This is a genomic window from Rhodococcus sp. 06-462-5 (assembly GCF_002258315.1).
In the GTDB taxonomy this organism is placed as follows: Bacteria; Actinomycetota; Actinomycetes; order Mycobacteriales; family Mycobacteriaceae; genus Rhodococcoides.
The window spans coordinates 110,196-125,773 of the sequence record NZ_NOYD01000028.1 but is presented as its reverse complement, the minus strand read 5'-3'; the positions used below and the strand labels follow the sequence as shown (position 1 = coordinate 125,773).

Here is a 15,578-nt window from a genome sequence, read left to right as displayed (position 1 = left end):
CGGCTCGTTCACACTCGACCCGCCAGGATGAGCGCGAAGCGGGATTCCGCGTCGGACCACAGATGCTCGACGTCGAATCCCGCTGCAGCCAGTTCGTCGGCAATGCCCTCCGGTCGGAATTTCGCCGAGATCTCTGTGCGCAGTTCCTCGCCTGCGTCGAAGTGCACGTGCAGGTCGAGGTCTGCGAGATACACCTCCTGTGCCGATGTGGACCGCAGCCGCATCTCGATCCACTCCTGCTCGGCGTTCCACAGCGCGACGTGCTCGAACGCATCGGGATCGAAGTTGCCACCGAGGCGAGAGTTGATCACCGACAGCACGTTTCGATTGAACTGCGCCGTCACCCCTGCCGCGTCGTCGTATGCCGGAACCAGGACGTCCGGGTCGATGACAAGTCCGACACCGAGCAGCAGATACTCGCCCGCATTCAGGGCGTCGGCGATAGCCCCCAGGAATTCCTTGCGCTCTTCGGGGATGAGATTGCCCAGAGTGCCACCGAGAAACGCGATGGTGCGCGTGCCACCGCCCGGAAGGTTGCTGAGAGTGTCGGTGAAATCGCTGACGATGCCGTGAACCTCGAGGGCGGGGAACTCCTGCGCGATCTGCTCGATGGCTCCCTCGAGCGCCGTGACGGATACGTCCTGCGGCACATAGGTCTTCAACGAACCGTGCTTCACCCCGGCGGCGAGCAGCAACTTCGTCTTCTCCGACGAGCCGGAGCCCAGCTCGATCAACATCGAAGATCCGGTTGCCTCGGCGATATCCAGAGCATGTTCTTCGAGCAGCGCTCGTTCGGTGCGGGTCGGGTAGTACTCCGGCAGCACGGTGATCTGCTCGAACAGCTCGCTGCCCACGGCGTCGTAGAAGTACTTGGGCGAGAGCCACTTCGGGGAGGACGTCAACCCGTCTCGCACGTCCTTGCGTAGCTCGTCCACCAGTGCGGTGTCTGCGAGGTGTACCTCGACAGTGCTCATGTGTGCTCCTCTTCGTCGAGACGGGAAACGGTGAACTCGGACGCCGTGGCAACGACGAGACTGCGGTCGTCGATGGGGGTCCAGGCGGAATCGTCGTCGGTGGGTTCGGACGCGATGGTGACGGCGTCACCGGAACTGCGGACGGACAGTGCGTGATGCACTGCGGTGGCGTACAGGTTCTCCCCGTCACCGAGGAGGAAGTTGAGCCTGGACCCCGGTGCACGCGCCTCGATACGCCGTACCAGCGTCGCCAGAGCCACCGCCGGCTCCATGGTTGTGAGCAACTGCCGCAACACCATCCACACTGCGGCCGCGTCGGTCGGAGCCGGCAACGTGAGTGCATCCACGGGTGGTACCTCGGACCACAGGTCGGTCAGCGAGTGGGGCCAGCCGCGGACCACACCGTTGTGACTGAATGCCCACCGGCCGTCGGTGAACGGTGCGCAGGCCGATCGCTCCACCGGCATTCCCACCGTGGCCGATCGCACCGCCGCGATCACCGCCGTCGAATCGAGCTGCGGCAGAACATCGTCGACCGCGGGGTCGGTCCAGATCGGCATGGCGTTGCGGTAGCTGCGAACCGAACCGGCCTGCCACCATGCGACGCCGAAGCCGTCGGCGTTGATCGTCCCCCCACCGCGCATGTCGTTGGGGGCATACGACTGCACACGCAAGCTGTGTTCACCGCCGGTGAGTACTTCCCCGACGGACGTGCGAGGGCCGAGATACCCGAGGTGTCGGCACATTCAGCTGGGCTCGACGTCGCGGGCCAACCGGAACCCGCTGAAGATCTGCCGACGGATCGGGTGGTCCCAGTTGCGGAACGTGCCTCGGCACGCCACCTCGTCGGTGCCGAACGAGCCACCGCGCAGCACCTTGTAATCCCCTCGCAGAAACACCTCTGAGTACTCGGCGTACGGGAACGCCTCGAACCCGGGGTACGGCTCGAAATCCGAGGAGGTCCACTCCCACACGTCACCGATCAGGTGATGCACACCTGCCGAGGAGGCACCGTCGGGATACGCTCCGACGTCCGCCGGTTCCAGATGCCGCTGATTCAGATTGGCATGTGCTGCAGTGGGTTCGGCATCGCCCCACGGGTACGCGTTGCTGGTGCGAGTGTCGGCGTCGAAACGCGCGACCTTCTCCCACTCGGCCTCCGTCGGCAGACGCTTGCCTGCCCAGCGGGCGTAGGCGTCGGCCTCGAACCAGCACACGTGCACCACGGGCTGATGCGGGCGCACCGGCTTCCGCACGCCGAAGCTGCGACGCCACCAGGTGCCATCGGAGTCGGACTCCCAGAACTGCGGTGCGGTCAGGTTCGCGTCGACGCGATGCTGCCACCCCTTCTCGGTCCACAGTTCACGGCGTTCGTAACCGCCGTCGGCCATGAAGTCCATGAACTGCGCGTTGGTGATCGGGGCCCGGTCGATGGCGAAGGTGGGCACGTGCACGGCGTGAGCCGGTCGCTCGTTGTCCAGTGCCCACGGATCGAGTGAGGTGCCCATCGAGAACGGGCCACCCGCGATGACGGCTTCACCCGATACCGGCACCACCGAGACCGGTGGAGCAGGAGCCGTCAGAACCGCAGGCCCCGAACGCAATTGATGGGTCGCGAGCATGGTCTCGTCGTGCTGCTGCTCGTGCTGGGCGATCATGCCGAAGGCGAAACCGTGCTTCTCGACCGGCCGACCCTCGAAAGTGCTGCGGTCGAGCACATCCCAAGCCTTGTCGCGGACAGTCTGGACGTAGACGCGCGCCTCGTCCGGGGTGAGCAAGGGAAGTGACGTACGTGAAGAACGCGAGTGCTTGAACGCGTCGTACAGCTCGTCGATGTCCGGACGCACGGGATCACGGCCCCCGACGTCGCGCACGAGCCAGAGCTCTTCCTGGCTACCGATGTGCGCGAGATCCCACACCAGCGGACTCATCAACGGCGAATGCTGCGCCGTCAGTTCGGTCTCGTCCACGCAGTCGGTGAGTGCGCCGCTGCGGGCACGACTGCGAGTGAGGACCGTTTCGATCCTGCTCCTGAGTTGTTCGGCGCTCACACCGATTCCTTTCGAGTCTGAAATTCCCCTGTGGCCGTGTCGAATTCACTGGGGGGCTCGCCGGCACTGCACCGGCGAGATGCCGCGGACAGGAACTCGGAGTATTCGCCGCCGACCTCCGCTGCGAGGTCGAGCAATTCGGTTGCAGCCGTACGTAGGTCACCGTCCGACAGACCGACTCGGGCCGCGTCGAGCCACCGTCCTGCGGTCCCGCCGCCGATCTCGGTGGCGCGGGCCACCAGTTCGGGGGTGGACAGCAGCGCCTCGAACGCCGCCGCCGGCACCACCCATTGACCGTCCGGCTGCGCGTCGAGATAGCGAATCTCGAAGTGCCCGCAGGCGCGCACCCGAGGGAACAGGGTGGTCAGGTGATAGTCGAGGTCACTGTAGGTCGGCGCGCGTCCGACGATGTCGGGATCGTCCAACCACTGAGCGAACGTGGTGCCCGCAGGCGCTTCCCAGTTCTGGGTGACGCCCTGGATGCATAGCAGTGGAACGTCGAGTGCCCAGCGCGCGTAGTCGGCAATCGGGTCACCGGTGTTCGGAACCGCAGTTCTACTGGAATCGGTTCTGCTGGAATCGAGTTCGAGCCAGGTTCGCATCCGCTGCGATGCCCAGTCTCCCGCAGGTGCGCCGGCGAGTTCGGGTGAGCGCGCGAATGCCGCCACGAAGGCAGGACCGATGACGTGGAGCATGTGCCAGCGCGCGGCGACCTCGGCGCGATCACGTCCCGCGTCGACGCTCACCTGAGCCGCAGCGGTGTTGCACATCATCAACTTTCCGAAGGGACCGATGGTGGTGAACCGATTCTCCATCGCGCAGTACCGCGGTAGGACGAGGAGGCGTTCGGGTGCCCGAGCTGTATCGGCCGGAACGGACGCGATGTCGATTCCTGCATCACCGAGAATGTCCCGCAGCAGCCGCGCATCGGCGTCGAGCATCGGTGCGAGATCGGAAACGGATACATAAGGCGAACTGGACAATTCGACCTGACCGCCGGGTTCGACGGTGACGATGCTGCCGCCCGGCAACGACAGGGCGGGTGATTCGGGATCGATGCTGCGCGGGGAGTGAACACCGAGCGCAGCGGCCAGAGCCGAGAGGGTCGGACGGGTCCCGTCGTCGAGGGCGGTGAGCCACTCGAGTTCGGCACCGATGAGAGCCGGTGGCCCCAGTTTGAAACACACCTTCGACACGTATGCCTCTGCCGCCGGGCGCGAGCTCAGCCCGAGAGACTTCTCGTTGGACGACACTCATTCCTTCTTTCCGCACTCAACACGTTCTTCGCTACCGAACGTACCCAGCTGCGAGGATCGAAAACGCCACGATCCCTCGTCTCGTCGAGGCTACCGATTGTGGAACTCTGGTGCCCGAGAGTTCGCTACCGAAAGGACGACCGATGCTCGATCACGACCGCATCCGACGCGACACCCCAGGTGCCTCGGGCCGCGTGTTTCTCGACAGCGCCGGATCCTCGTTACCTCCGACCATCGTCCTCGACACCGCGATCGCGCACCTGCGCCGGGAAGCAGAAATCGGTGGCTACCGGGCCGCGAACGAACGACTCGATGACCTCGCCGCGGTCAAGACCTCGATCGGAACCTTGATCGGCGCGCAGGCGTCGACCATCGCACTGAGCGATTCCGCGACACGAGCCTGGACCGACTTCTTCTACTCGGTACCGCTCTCCCTCGGCGACCGAATCCTGCTGTGCGAAGCCGAGTACGCCAGCAATGCCATCTCCGCCCTCCACCGCGCCGAAGTCACCGGAGCGACCGTCGAGATCGTGCCCAGCGACGAATCGGGACGCATCGACCTGGACGCACTGGAATCGATGCTCGACGACCGAGTCAAACTGATCTCGGTGGTGCACGCCCCCACCAACGGCGGACTGATCAATCCCGCCCGCGCCGTCGCCGATCTCGCCCACCGCCACGGCGCACTGGTCCTGCTCGACGCATGCCAATCCATCGGGCAGCTGCGCGTCGACGTCGAGGAACTGGGAGTCGATGCCCTCTCGGCCACCGGCCGCAAATGGCTGCGCGGCCCCCGCGGAACCGGCTTCCTCTACCTGCGACCGGGATTGGCGTCGACGCTGCATCCGCCTGCTCTCGACCTGCACAGCGCCCAATGGGTCGACCGACAGACGTACCGAATGGCAGAAGACGCCACGCGTTTCGAGTTCTGGGAATGCGACGTCGCGGCCAGACTCGCGCTCGGTGCGGCCGTCGACTATCTGCTCGAACTCGGCATCGACCGGGTCGAAGAGGCCGTCGTCGAACGTGCCGAATACCTGCGGGCCGGGCTCGGAGAAATCCCCGGGGTGACGGTGCAGGACCTCGGCGATCGCAGGAGCGGAATCGTGTCCTTCACCGTCGACGGCGAAGATCCCGTGGCCGTGCGTGACCGACTAGCCGACAGTTCGGTGACGGTGACCGTCAGCCATCGCAGCTCGACGCGGTTGGACATGACGGACCGGGGACTCGACGCCGTCGTCCGTGCATCTCCGCACTATTTCGTCACCTTCGCGGAACTGGACACGATGCTCACTGCGCTCACAGGTGAGTGACACTTCGTAGCAGGGGTCGGCAGGAGTGGAGCCCGCGGAACGACCCGTTCGACTCTTTCGCTCACATGGGTTCCGCGGAGGTAGAGAGCCACCCCGACGCCCGAGACCAGCAGCCCGCCGAGTCCGAGCCAGGTGATCTCGTCGCCGAACATGAGCCAGGCCCACAGCATCGTCGTCGGCGGTGTCAGGTAGAGCAGCACACTGGCGCGGGTGGGCCCGTTGCGACGCACCACGAACAGGTACGCGCCGTATGCCCCGAAGGTCGAGAGCACGACCGTCCAGGCGACAGCGGCGAGGAAGCCCGTCGTCAACGGTGGTGCGGCATCTCCGGCCAGCGCACTCCAGGTCATGAATCCGACTGCGCTGATGGAACACTGGATCGCCATCGCCAGGGCGATCGGCTCCTTCGGTGCCAGCAGGCGTTGACCGATCGTGCCCACCGACAGTGCCAGCATTCCCGCGGCCGGTAGCAGGTAGACCGGCCAGGAGAGGTCGGCACCGGACAGGTCTCCGACCACCACCAGCGAGACACCAGCAATCCCGACGACGAGTCCCAGGGTTTGCCGTCCCCCGACACGTTCGCCGAAGATCCTGCTCGATGCCATCGCGACCACCAGCGGCTGCAGCGCGGCGATCAATGCGGCGACACCGGGTGGCACGCCCATCCCGATGCCGGTGATGGTGGCCCCGAGGTAGAGGAACTGACAGAACAGACCGAGAACTGCGTGGATTCGGATGGCATGCCAGGTGGGGGTCAGTTTCCGATACCGACACCACGCGATCAGCAGCGCCACGGCGGCGAGATAGCGCCAGGCCAGAAGTGTGTGGGCGGGCGCTTCGGCGGTTCCGAGTTCGGCTCCGATGAAGCCCGAACTCCACAGCACCACCAGCGCTGTACCTGCGATGGCGTCGACGTTTGCTCTCATGCAGCGATGTAAACATACAGGTCTGTATACTCGCAGTGCACCTGCTTCCCACCAGCGCTTTCGGAAGGCAACCATGCTCGACAAGCCGCTCAGCCCCGCCGGGGAACGCATCCTGACCGTCGCCAGCGAACTGTTCTACGCTCGCGGCATCCGAGCCGTCGGCGTCGACCTCATCGCGGAGGAAGCCGGCACCACCAAGAAGACGCTGTACGACCGCTTCGGCTCCAAGGACGGCCTGGTGCAGCGGTACCTCAGCCGCCGATACGGTCTGTGGTGCGATCACGTGACGCAGTACGTCGAATCCCTCGAACCCGGCGACGCGCGCATCCTCGGGGTGTACGACGCCCTCGACGTCTGGATGCGCGACAACCATCGCGGCTGCGGATTCGTCAACGCGTTCGCCGAGTTCGGCGGCACCGACAGCCCGGTGCTCGACATCATCGAGTCCGAGAAGGAATGGACGAGATCACTGTTCGCGCGACTGGCCACCGAAGCCGGATACCCCGATGCCGAACAGCTCGGAACCCGACTCTCGGTGCTGCACGAGGGCGCGGTGGTGATGGGCACGGCAGGAGCGCGCGATGACGCCGTAGTGGTCGCGCGGGGCATCGCGTCCGATCTGCTCGCTGCGCTCGCAGTGGTGCGGACAGGTGCCCCAGGGGGCACATAACCAAGCCACTGCGCAGCATCGTGTATTGTTTCCCAGGTTGTCTCGGCGAGGGTAGATCCAGATTCTCAGGATCCACCGTTATCGACGCGGCTCGGCCCCGTTGGCCGCGCTCGTTCGTGTCCGCCCCGACGAGCTTGACCGCCCGACGAAGTACGCCGCACGAACCACTTTTATCAGGAGCACCTAGCACCATGGCATCGAAGGTAAACAATCTCACCGCGCTGGTCCGCACCGAATTCGGCAAGGGTGCCGCTCGCCGCACCCGCCGCGACGGCCTCGTTCCCGCTGTTCTGTACGGACACGCCACCGATCCCCAGCACCTCGCACTGGACGCTCGCGCGTTCGCAGCCGTGCTGCGTAACGACGGCACCAACGCCGTGCTGACCCTCGACATCGACGGCAAGTCGCAGCTGGCACTGACCAAGTCGATCGTCGTGCACCCGATCCGTCGCAGCATCGAGCACGCCGACCTCCTCGTCCTGAAGAAGGGCGAGCGCGTCACCGTCGAGGTCAACGTCATCGTCGAAGGCGATGCCGCACCGGGCACCTTGGTCGTCACCGACTCCACGTACATCGAGATCGAGGCCGACGCGCTGGAGATCCCGGAGAACTTCGTCATCTCCGTCGAGGACGACCAGATCGACACTCAGTACTACGCAAAGGACGTCGAGCTGCCTGACGGCGTCACCCTGACGTCCGACCCCGAGCAGCTGCTCGTCAACGTCACCGAGGCACCGTCCGAGGAAGACCTCGAGGCCGACGGCGAAGGCACCGAGCCGATCTCCGAGGAAGGCGAAGCCGAAACTCAGGAAGAGGCAGCGTCCGAGGACGACGACGAGAGCAAGGACAGCGACAGCTGATCTGGCTCCACCGACCACGAACGACGCGCTGCTCCCAGACGGGGAGCAGCGCGTCGTTCGTTTCGAAGGTGTGATGAGACAATGACGACCGTGAGTGTTGACCCCGCAGCGCCGGCCCTGATCGTCGGCCTCGGCAATCCTGGCCCGCAGTACGAAAAGACCCGTCACAACGTGGGATTCATGGTGGCCGATGCCCTTGCCGGACGCATCGGCTCGGCGTTCTCCTCGCACAAGAAGTCCAACTCCGACATCGTGCAGGCCCGCCTCGGCTCTCGCGCGGTGATCATCGCGAAGCCGCGCACCTTCATGAATCTCTCGGGCCAACCGGTGGCTGCGTTGGCGCGTTTCTTCTCGATCGAGCCTGCGAACATCGTGGTGGTGCACGACGAGTTGGACATCGACTTCGGTGCTCTGCGACTCAAGCTCGGCGGCGGCGAAGGCGGCCACAACGGGCTGCGCTCGATCTCGCAGCACCTGAGCACCAAGGACTACTTGCGGGTGCGCGTCGGCGTCGGGCGTCCACCGGGACGAATGGATCCGGCGTCGTTCGTGCTCAAGCCGTTCTCCGCAGCCGAGCGCAAGGACCTCGGCGTCGTCGTCGAAGAAGCAGCGGACGCCGCGGAGCTCCTGCTGTCGGACGGCCTCGAAGCCGCACAGAACAGGGTGCATCCGCGCTGAACCGAGCGTCCCCAGTACCAGGCGCGCGCCCCTGCTCGCCTCCGAGCGCACACGCGCACCCCGCACAAAGGGTGTGAGGTCCCCCCGGTTTCAGTTCAGCAGCGACGCCGAATTCGCCCGTCGCAGTTTGCCGCTCGACGTCTTCGGAATGCTGCCCGGCCCGAGCACGGCGACGGTTCGCGGCCGCACACCCACCTCCGAGTGCACTGCATGGATCACTTCGCGTTCGATGCGCTTGACCTCGTCCGGCTTGTCGATGTCGTTGGTTTCCACTGCCACCGCGAAACTTTCGCGTTTGTCGCCGGCATCGAGCCGAATGGCCACGGCATTGCCCGGCCGCACACCCGCAACGGTGCCCGCAGCCCGTTCGATGTCGGTGGGATAGATGTTGCGACCACCCATGATGATGACGTCCTTGATACGTCCGCAGACGACCACCAGTTCGTCCTCGGTGATGTAGCCGACGTCGCCGGTATCGAGCCAGCCGTCCGCGTCGAGCGTCGACACCGGGCCCTCGACGGTGATGTACCCGGGCGTGACGGCCTTGCCTCGCACCTCGATGATGCCGACGCCTCGTGCGGTGAGCACCTGCCCCTCCTTGTCCACGACGCGTCCCTCCAACCCTGGAACGAATTTGCCGAGCGTCGCCAGAGATCGGGTGTTGCCCCGGGTGGACGGGACGGCACGACCGAGGGTCTCGAGCAGGTCCGCGTCGACCACGTCGATCACCTGACCCTGATCGGGATCCGGAATCGACACTGCCAGAGTCGTTTCCGCCATTCCGTAGACCGGAGCCAGAGCCAGCGGGTTCAGCTTGTACCGCGCTCCGGCCTCGGCGAGCGCGATCATGGTGTCCGGATCGACCGGCTCGGCTCCGTTCCAGGCGTAGCGCAGAGTCGACAGGTCGAGATCCAGATCGTCCTCGGCCTGACCGAGCCGCCGCGCCAGCAGCGAGTACGCGAAGTTGGGTGCTGCGGTGACGGTTCCGCGGTACTTGTGAATCAGCTTGGCCCACAGCAGCGGCGAGCGCAGGAAGTCCAGCGGAGTGATACTGACGACCTCGGCACCGACCTGCATCGGCACCGACAGGAAGCCCACCATCCCCATGTCGTGGAACAGTGGCAGCCAACTGACCATCACGTCGGAATCGACATCGAATTCGATGCGGTCGATCATCGCGTAGGCATTGACGTAGAAGTTCTCGTGCGTGATCCGCACGGCCTTGGGCGAACCGGTCGAGCCGGACGTGAGTTGCTGCAGCGCGATATCGGACTCGGCCGTCGGCACCGGATCGATGTCGCGACCGGTCTTCATGTCCTCGATCTTCAGCACGGTGATGCCGCGCTCCTCGAGCACGGGTGCGGCGATGTCGAACGGAGCCCCGAGAATCACGGCCTTGGCCTCGATCATCCGCACGACGGTCTCGGTGTCCTCACCCCAGACGGCGAGGTCGGTCCGCGGAGTGGGCTGGTGCAGCATCGTCACCGATCCCCCGCGCATCCACGTCGCCTGGCACGCGGGCGCGATGTCCACCGGCTGACCGGCCAGGATCCCGATCGCGTCACCGTGTTCGACGCCTGCGTCGGCCAGGGCTCCTGCCATCCGCCGCGCCTGCTCGTGGATCTCACCCCAGGACTGCCGAAGCGCCTCGTCGGGCTCGCCGGTGATCAGACCGTGCTTGCTGGTACTCGCGGTCTCGAACATCTCTTCGGTGAACTTGCTCAACGCACGTCTCCTCGTGAGGGATCTCCCGGCCCACCGTTCACAGTAGGCACTCCCGCCCCGACCGAGGGGAACAACGGGCCGCGTATCCTTGAATTTTGCCCCGGCCGCTCTTTCGGTGCCGCCCTTGCTACGAGAATGAGGTCTTCGTGAGTACCCCGTCCAGCACCCCCGACGTCGACGCAACGCTCGAAGGGTCCGGACCGGCAGCGCTCGACGAGTCCGGAACCACCCGAAGCCAGGCCAAAGAGCTCGAGACCGAGGTCGCGAGGCGTCGAACATTCGCGGTGATCTCGCACCCCGACGCCGGTAAGTCGACGCTCACCGAAGCCCTCGCCCTGCATGCACGTGTCATCTCCGAGGCCGGTGCCATCCACGGCAAAGCCGGCCGCCGCTCCACCGTCTCCGACTGGATGGAGATGGAGAAGGCCCGCGGTATCTCGGTGAGTTCGACTGCGCTGCAGTTCAATTACCAGACCTCTCCCGACGCCGAGATCACCAACGTCATCAACCTCGTCGACACTCCCGGCCACGCCGACTTCTCCGAGGACACCTACCGCGTGCTGACCGCCGTCGACGCGGCCGTGATGCTGATCGACGCCGCCAAGGGTCTGGAGCCGCAGACCCTCAAGCTGTTCCAGGTGTGCCGCCAGTTCGGCATCCCGGTCATCACCGTCATCAACAAGTGGGACCGCCCAGGCCAGTCGCCGCTCGAGCTGCTCGACGAGATCGAGTCGCGGATCGGCCTGACTCCGACGCCTCTCTACTGGCCCGTCGGGATCGCAGGCGACTTCCGCGGCCTGCTCGATGTCCAGGACGGCAGCTACATCCGCTTCACCCGGACTGCAGGTGGTGCGACCATCGCGCCCGAGGAGTTCATGACGGCCGAGGCCGCGGCCGAACGTGAGGGGGTCGACTGGGACACCGCCGTCGAGGAGAGTGATCTGCTGATCTCGAGCGGTCAGCAGCACGATCAGGAGATGTTCCTGGCCGGTCAGACGTCGCCGGTGATCTTCGGCTCCGCGATGCTCAACTTCGGCGTCCGGCAGATTCTCGACACCCTCGTGGCCCTCGCTCCGGCACCGGGCCCGCGTGACGACGCCTCCGGCGGCGTACGCGAGGTCACCGACCCGTTCAGCGCCGTCGTGTTCAAGGTGCAGGCGGGCATGGACACCGCGCACCGGGATCGACTGGCATTCATGCGCGTGGTCTCCGGGGTGTTCGAGCGCGGCATGGTCGTCACCCACTCGCAGACCAAGAAGCCGTTCACCACCAAGTACGCGTTGACGGTGTTCGGTCGCGATCGCACGACCGTCGAGAACGCATACCCGGGCGACATCGTCGGCCTCGTCAACGCGACCGCTCTGGCCCCGGGTCACACGCTCTACACCGACAAGAAGGTCGAGTTCCCGCCCATTCCGTCGTTCGCACCCGAGCACTTCTCGGCACTGCGCGTCGACAGCGCCGACAAGTACAAGAAGTTCCGCCGGGCCGTCGAGCAACTCGATTCCGAGGGTGTGGTTCAGGTGCTGCGCAACGACATTCGCGGCGACGCCTCCCCCGTGCTCGCCGCCGTCGGACCCATGCAGTTCGAGGTGGTCACCGCACGAATGAAGACCGAGTTCGGCGTCGACGCCCGAATGGAACCACTCGGATACTCCCTTGCCCGACGCACCGACGCGGCCTCGGCCGTCGAGCTGGGTCGCCAGAGAGGAGTCGAGGTCTTCACCCGCACCGACGGCGCGCTGCTGGCACTGGTGAGCGACAAGTGGCGTCTGCAGTACATCCAGAAGGAAATGCCCGAGCTGACCCTCGAACCGCTCGTCGCCGCGGGTGACCAGTAGCACCGGTGTGCTGATCGATCTGCTCGACGCAGAATTCTCCGTACTGGGGCACCCGATTCTGTGGCGTGAGGTGGTCGGCAACGGGTTCGGCTTGCTTTCGGCGATCGGCGGTATGCGACGCGTCGTGTGGGCGTGGCCGGTGGGCATCATCGGAAATGCGCTGTTGTTCACCGTCTTTCTGGGCGGCGTGTTCCATACTCCGCAGGCGCTCGATCTGTACGGCCAGGCCGGGCGACAACTGATGTTCATCGCCGTGAGCGTCTACGGGTTGGTGCGCTGGATGCGGGACTCGAAGCGGACGGGGGCAGCGGTTCTACCGCGGTGGGGCACGGCGCGGGAGCGGACGGCGATGATCGTCGTCGCGGTTCTCGGCACGGTGGTGTTCGCGCAACTGTTCGGCTACCTCGGCTCGTTCGGCAAGTGGGCCGACGCGTGGATCTTCACCGGATCCATGTTGGCCACCTTCGGGATGGCGCGTGGACTGACCGAGTTCTGGCTGATCTGGATTGCGGTGGACATCGTGGGCGTTCCGCTGCTGATCGTCGCCGGGTTCTATCCGTCCGCGGTTCTCTACCTCGTGTATGCCGCATTCGTGGCCTGGGGTTTTGCCGTGTGGTTCAGAGTTCAGAACAAGAACTTCGGTCAAAAAATGGCGTCGTAAACAATCGTGATGATACTCTCAGCGTGTCCGAACAAACTTCGAGTACGTTTCTGCGTGCTCGACGCCGAGTAGCCCGTCCTGATCGATGCCCGATCGTGACATCTCGGCGCGGAACCACCTGGGATCACGATGAAGTGGAAAACGACATGACTAAGGGATCGAACTACCCATTGGCCGGGATCAAGGTCGGTGGCGTTCCTGCGCATCGTTTGGCGACGCCGCCGAAGTCCGACTCCACTTCACCCGCCGGTGGCCGCACCGATTCTTCGGCGGCAGCGCCCGCCGAGAAGGCGGCCGAGACCTCTACCACCGAGAAGTCGGAGGCAGTGGCCACGTCCACCGATAAGGCGTCCGCAACAACGCCTGCACCAGCAACGTCGTCCGTCACGGATTCAACGACCCCCCGCGCGGATCGACGTCGTCCAGAGAAGCCCGCCACGGAATCGAACGAGGTTGAAGTGACTACAAGCGATCAGATCTCAGAACACGGCCTGCCCACCAACGGCCGCTCCACGTCTCACGGCTCCAGCGCCGGCTCCTCGCCGTCGCTCGGTCGCGGCCAGGGACCCGACCGTCGCACCGCCATGGGCGTCGCCTCGGTCCGCATCGCAGGCCGCTTGACCCAGAACGAGCTCGGCAGCCGCACCGGCGACATCCGCACCCCCGACACCTCCGTCGGTCCCGACGAGCTGCTCCAGCTCCTCGGCGAATACCTCGTCTCGGGTGGTCTGCAGAACCCCGAGATCCACGTGCGCTCCAACGGCCAGACCATCGTGCTGGACCTGCAGAACCCCGCCAAGGGCTACCGCTGACCCGTACCGGTCACAACAGCTGCTGGAATGCCTCTGGTCGCACCATCTCGAGTACCAGAGGCTTCCATTGCGGTGTCCGGTCCTTGTCGACCAACACTGCGCGAACACCCTCGGCGAAGTCCGGTTCGGTGATGATCCATGTCGCCATCCGCAACTCCCGATCGAGGCATTCACGCAACGTACTGTCGGCCCCCCGTGCGATCAGCGCGTCGGTGGCCATCAGGGACGTCGGCGACAGAGTCGCCAACTGAGTCTTCGTCGTTCTCGACCAAGGCGTGTCGCACACCAGCGCATCGATGATGTCGACGAGTGACTTCCTCTCGAACACCGCTGCCACCGCCTCCGCGTCGAACGACAGCTCGGTCGTCGACGGTGCAGTGGTGTACCGATCCAACACCTCGTGCAGATCCACGCCCGCGAGGATGTCTGCCTTCAGCTCGGACACGACCTCGCTCGGGCAGAAATGCGTCGCCAATCCCAGTGCGAGCGCATCGGATCCGGTGATCCGAGTTCCCGTCAGCGCCAGGTACCGTCCGACATGGCCCGGTAGGCGCGAGAGAAAATAGCTCGACCCGACATCCGGCACGAAACCGATCGCCGTCTCCGGCATGGCCAATACGGCGTTCTCGGTGACGATGCGGACGCTGCCGTGAATCGAAATTCCCAGGCCACCACCGAAAGCCGCCGCTTCGATGACGGCGATGTAGGGCTTGGGGTAGCCGGCAATCAACTCGTCGAGGTCGTATTCCGCCGCGAAGTACGCCGGACCGGCCTCGTGGTCACCGTCGACGACGGCCTGCCGAATCGCCTTGATGTCACCGCCCGCGCAGAACGCCCGCGGTGAACTGCTCGTCACCAGAACAGAAGTGACCGCGTCGTCGTCTCGCCACGCATCGAGGGCGGCGCGGATGCCGTCGATCATGGCACCGTTCAACGAGTTCAGAGCCTCCGGCCGGTTCAGGACGATATGCCCCACAGCACCGACGATCTCTGCTTCGACAACGGCCACTGTTGACTCCTTCACACGCACATCGTTCGACGCGTAACAGTAGCGCTATTCGCGAGACTCGACCGACCGCGGACGCGCGTCACCGGGAATGTCGGCGGTGAGACAAGGCCGCTCTTCTGCGGTGAACCAACCGCGGTACAGAAAGAGTTGTCCGAGCACCGGGCTCTTGACCTCGATCTCGATGCGATGTCGTTCCTCGGCCGCATCCCACCACTCCCGACCGATCGTCACCGCCGACGCCACCTTCGGCAACTTCGGCGCGAGAGGGCCGAGCAGGAATCGAGGCACCTCGCTCTCGAGCACCAGGCCACCGTCGGCATCGACCTCACACCTGGTGTGCACCACCATGTCCGAGGAGAAACCCAGGTAGTCCAACGCATACGTGTTGGACTCGGCGGAGGACACCATCACCGAATTCATTCCCTGCGGGCGACCGGCGAAAGCGAAGCGACGCACGAAAGACAGTGTCTCGCGGCCCAGTTCGTCGACATAAGCGTAGTTGGCGATGGTGAACGGCACGTCGTTGCCGACACCGGCGGGAAAGAGACCACGCTTGCGTCCGGCCCACAGCAACGGTGACGGCACGAGCCGAGAATGCGTCATCTCCTCCATCACGCCCACCCCGAACTGAGCGAGACCGTCCGAGGACTGCAATCCGAAGCGCCACTGCACCTTGGGATGCAGGCGGGCAAAATCCGAACCGAGTACTTCCGCGACGACCGATGTCATGACTCCAGTATGCGCTGCGCGCAGGTGAGCGAAACTTCGTAGTGGGCTACGGGACAGGAGTGGAGCCTGCGGA

The 15,578-nt window shown here is 65.1% G+C and carries 16 protein-coding genes; 7 read left to right on the top strand and 9 right to left on the bottom strand.

From position 1 onward, the window contains the following. Window positions 1–8 precede the first annotated feature (8 nt). From egtD to egtA, 4 genes are read right to left on the bottom strand one after another with little or no spacing between them, the layout of a single operon-like run. Entirely contained in the window at window positions 9–974 is a 966-nt protein-coding gene (gene egtD, locus CH251_RS15180; RefSeq protein WP_094613855.1) for an L-histidine N(alpha)-methyltransferase, read from the bottom strand. Then, complete coding sequence (egtC, locus tag CH251_RS15175; protein ID WP_094613854.1) at window positions 971–1,720, bottom strand: ergothioneine biosynthesis protein EgtC; 750 nt, start codon at window positions 1,718–1,720, stop codon at window positions 971–973. The genes egtD and egtC overlap by 4 nt, the downstream gene beginning before the upstream one ends. Then, window positions 1,721–3,025, bottom strand: coding sequence for an ergothioneine biosynthesis protein EgtB (egtB, locus tag CH251_RS15170; RefSeq protein ID WP_179273507.1), 1,305 nt, complete (start codon window positions 3,023–3,025; stop codon window positions 1,721–1,723). After that, window positions 3,022–4,278, bottom strand: coding sequence for an ergothioneine biosynthesis glutamate--cysteine ligase EgtA (gene egtA / locus CH251_RS15165; protein WP_094613852.1), 1,257 nt, complete (start codon window positions 4,276–4,278; stop codon window positions 3,022–3,024). The genes egtB and egtA overlap by 4 nt, the downstream gene beginning before the upstream one ends. Window positions 4,279–4,424: 146 nt before the next feature. On the opposite strand from egtA, the gene CH251_RS15160 reads away from it, so the two are divergent. Next, the gene (locus tag CH251_RS15160) at window positions 4,425–5,594 is read left to right on the top strand and encodes an aminotransferase class V-fold PLP-dependent enzyme (RefSeq protein WP_094613851.1); all 1,170 of its coding nucleotides are present in this window, start codon (window positions 4,425–4,427) and stop codon (window positions 5,592–5,594) included. Here CH251_RS15160 and CH251_RS15155 read toward each other — a convergent pair. Beyond that, window positions 5,537–6,520, bottom strand: coding sequence for a DMT family transporter (locus CH251_RS15155; RefSeq protein ID WP_094613850.1), 984 nt, complete (start codon window positions 6,518–6,520; stop codon window positions 5,537–5,539). The two genes, CH251_RS15160 and CH251_RS15155, sit on opposite strands and share 58 nt — an antisense overlap. Window positions 6,521–6,593: 73 nt before the next feature. Between CH251_RS15155 and CH251_RS15150 the strand changes: the two genes are divergently transcribed. The 3 genes from CH251_RS15150 to pth all read left to right on the top strand — a co-directional run bounded on the left by CH251_RS15150 (window position 6,594) and on the right by pth (window position 8,728). After that, the gene (locus CH251_RS15150) at window positions 6,594–7,190 is read left to right on the top strand and encodes a TetR/AcrR family transcriptional regulator (RefSeq protein ID WP_094613849.1); all 597 of its coding nucleotides are present in this window, start codon (window positions 6,594–6,596) and stop codon (window positions 7,188–7,190) included. A gap of 191 nt (window positions 7,191–7,381) precedes the next feature. Then, window positions 7,382–8,050 (top strand): 50S ribosomal protein L25/general stress protein Ctc, encoded by a 669-nt coding sequence (locus CH251_RS15145; RefSeq protein ID WP_094613848.1) that lies wholly within the window; start codon window positions 7,382–7,384, stop codon window positions 8,048–8,050. 90 nt (window positions 8,051–8,140) lie between these two features. Then, the gene (pth, locus tag CH251_RS15140; protein WP_256979087.1) at window positions 8,141–8,728 is read left to right on the top strand and encodes an aminoacyl-tRNA hydrolase; all 588 of its coding nucleotides are present in this window, start codon (window positions 8,141–8,143) and stop codon (window positions 8,726–8,728) included. Window positions 8,729–8,818: 90 nt separating this feature from the next. Here pth and CH251_RS15135 read toward each other — a convergent pair whose 3' ends face one another. Continuing rightward, on the bottom strand, window positions 8,819–10,453 hold the full coding sequence (locus tag CH251_RS15135) for a fatty acyl-AMP ligase (protein ID WP_094613846.1): 1,635 nt from the start codon (window positions 10,451–10,453) through the stop codon (window positions 8,819–8,821). Window positions 10,454–10,599: 146 nt separating this feature from the next. Between CH251_RS15135 and CH251_RS15130 the strand changes: the two genes are divergently transcribed. Continuing rightward, window positions 10,600–12,294, top strand: coding sequence for a peptide chain release factor 3 (locus tag CH251_RS15130; RefSeq protein ID WP_094613845.1), 1,695 nt, complete (start codon window positions 10,600–10,602; stop codon window positions 12,292–12,294). 7 nt (window positions 12,295–12,301) lie between these two features. Beyond that, window positions 12,302–12,955, top strand: a complete 654-nt coding sequence (gene pnuC, locus CH251_RS15125; protein ID WP_094613896.1) for a nicotinamide riboside transporter PnuC — start codon at window positions 12,302–12,304, stop codon at window positions 12,953–12,955. Between the two features lie 163 nt (window positions 12,956–13,118). Here the strand turns inward: pnuC and CH251_RS27960 are convergent, their stop codons facing one another. Then, entirely contained in the window at window positions 13,119–13,343 is a 225-nt protein-coding gene (locus tag CH251_RS27960; RefSeq protein ID WP_256979086.1) for a hypothetical protein, read from the bottom strand. Window positions 13,344–13,413: 70 nt separating this feature from the next. Between CH251_RS27960 and CH251_RS27955 the strand changes: the two genes are divergently transcribed. Continuing rightward, on the top strand, window positions 13,414–13,767 hold the full coding sequence (locus CH251_RS27955; RefSeq protein WP_256979085.1) for a hypothetical protein: 354 nt from the start codon (window positions 13,414–13,416) through the stop codon (window positions 13,765–13,767). Window positions 13,768–13,777: 10 nt separating this feature from the next. Here CH251_RS27955 and CH251_RS15115 read toward each other — a convergent pair whose 3' ends face one another. Both CH251_RS15115 and CH251_RS15110 read right to left on the bottom strand, forming a co-directional pair. Continuing rightward, window positions 13,778–14,776 carry an enoyl-CoA hydratase/isomerase family protein gene (locus tag CH251_RS15115; protein ID WP_094613844.1) on the bottom strand — a complete coding sequence of 333 codons (999 nt, stop codon included), beginning with the start codon at window positions 14,774–14,776 and terminating at the stop codon, window positions 13,778–13,780. A gap of 45 nt (window positions 14,777–14,821) precedes the next feature. Next, window positions 14,822–15,505: a DUF4166 domain-containing protein gene (locus CH251_RS15110; RefSeq protein ID WP_094613843.1), complete on the bottom strand. Its 684-nt coding sequence runs from the start codon at window positions 15,503–15,505 to the stop codon at window positions 14,822–14,824. Between the last annotated feature and the right edge of the window lie 73 nt (window positions 15,506–15,578).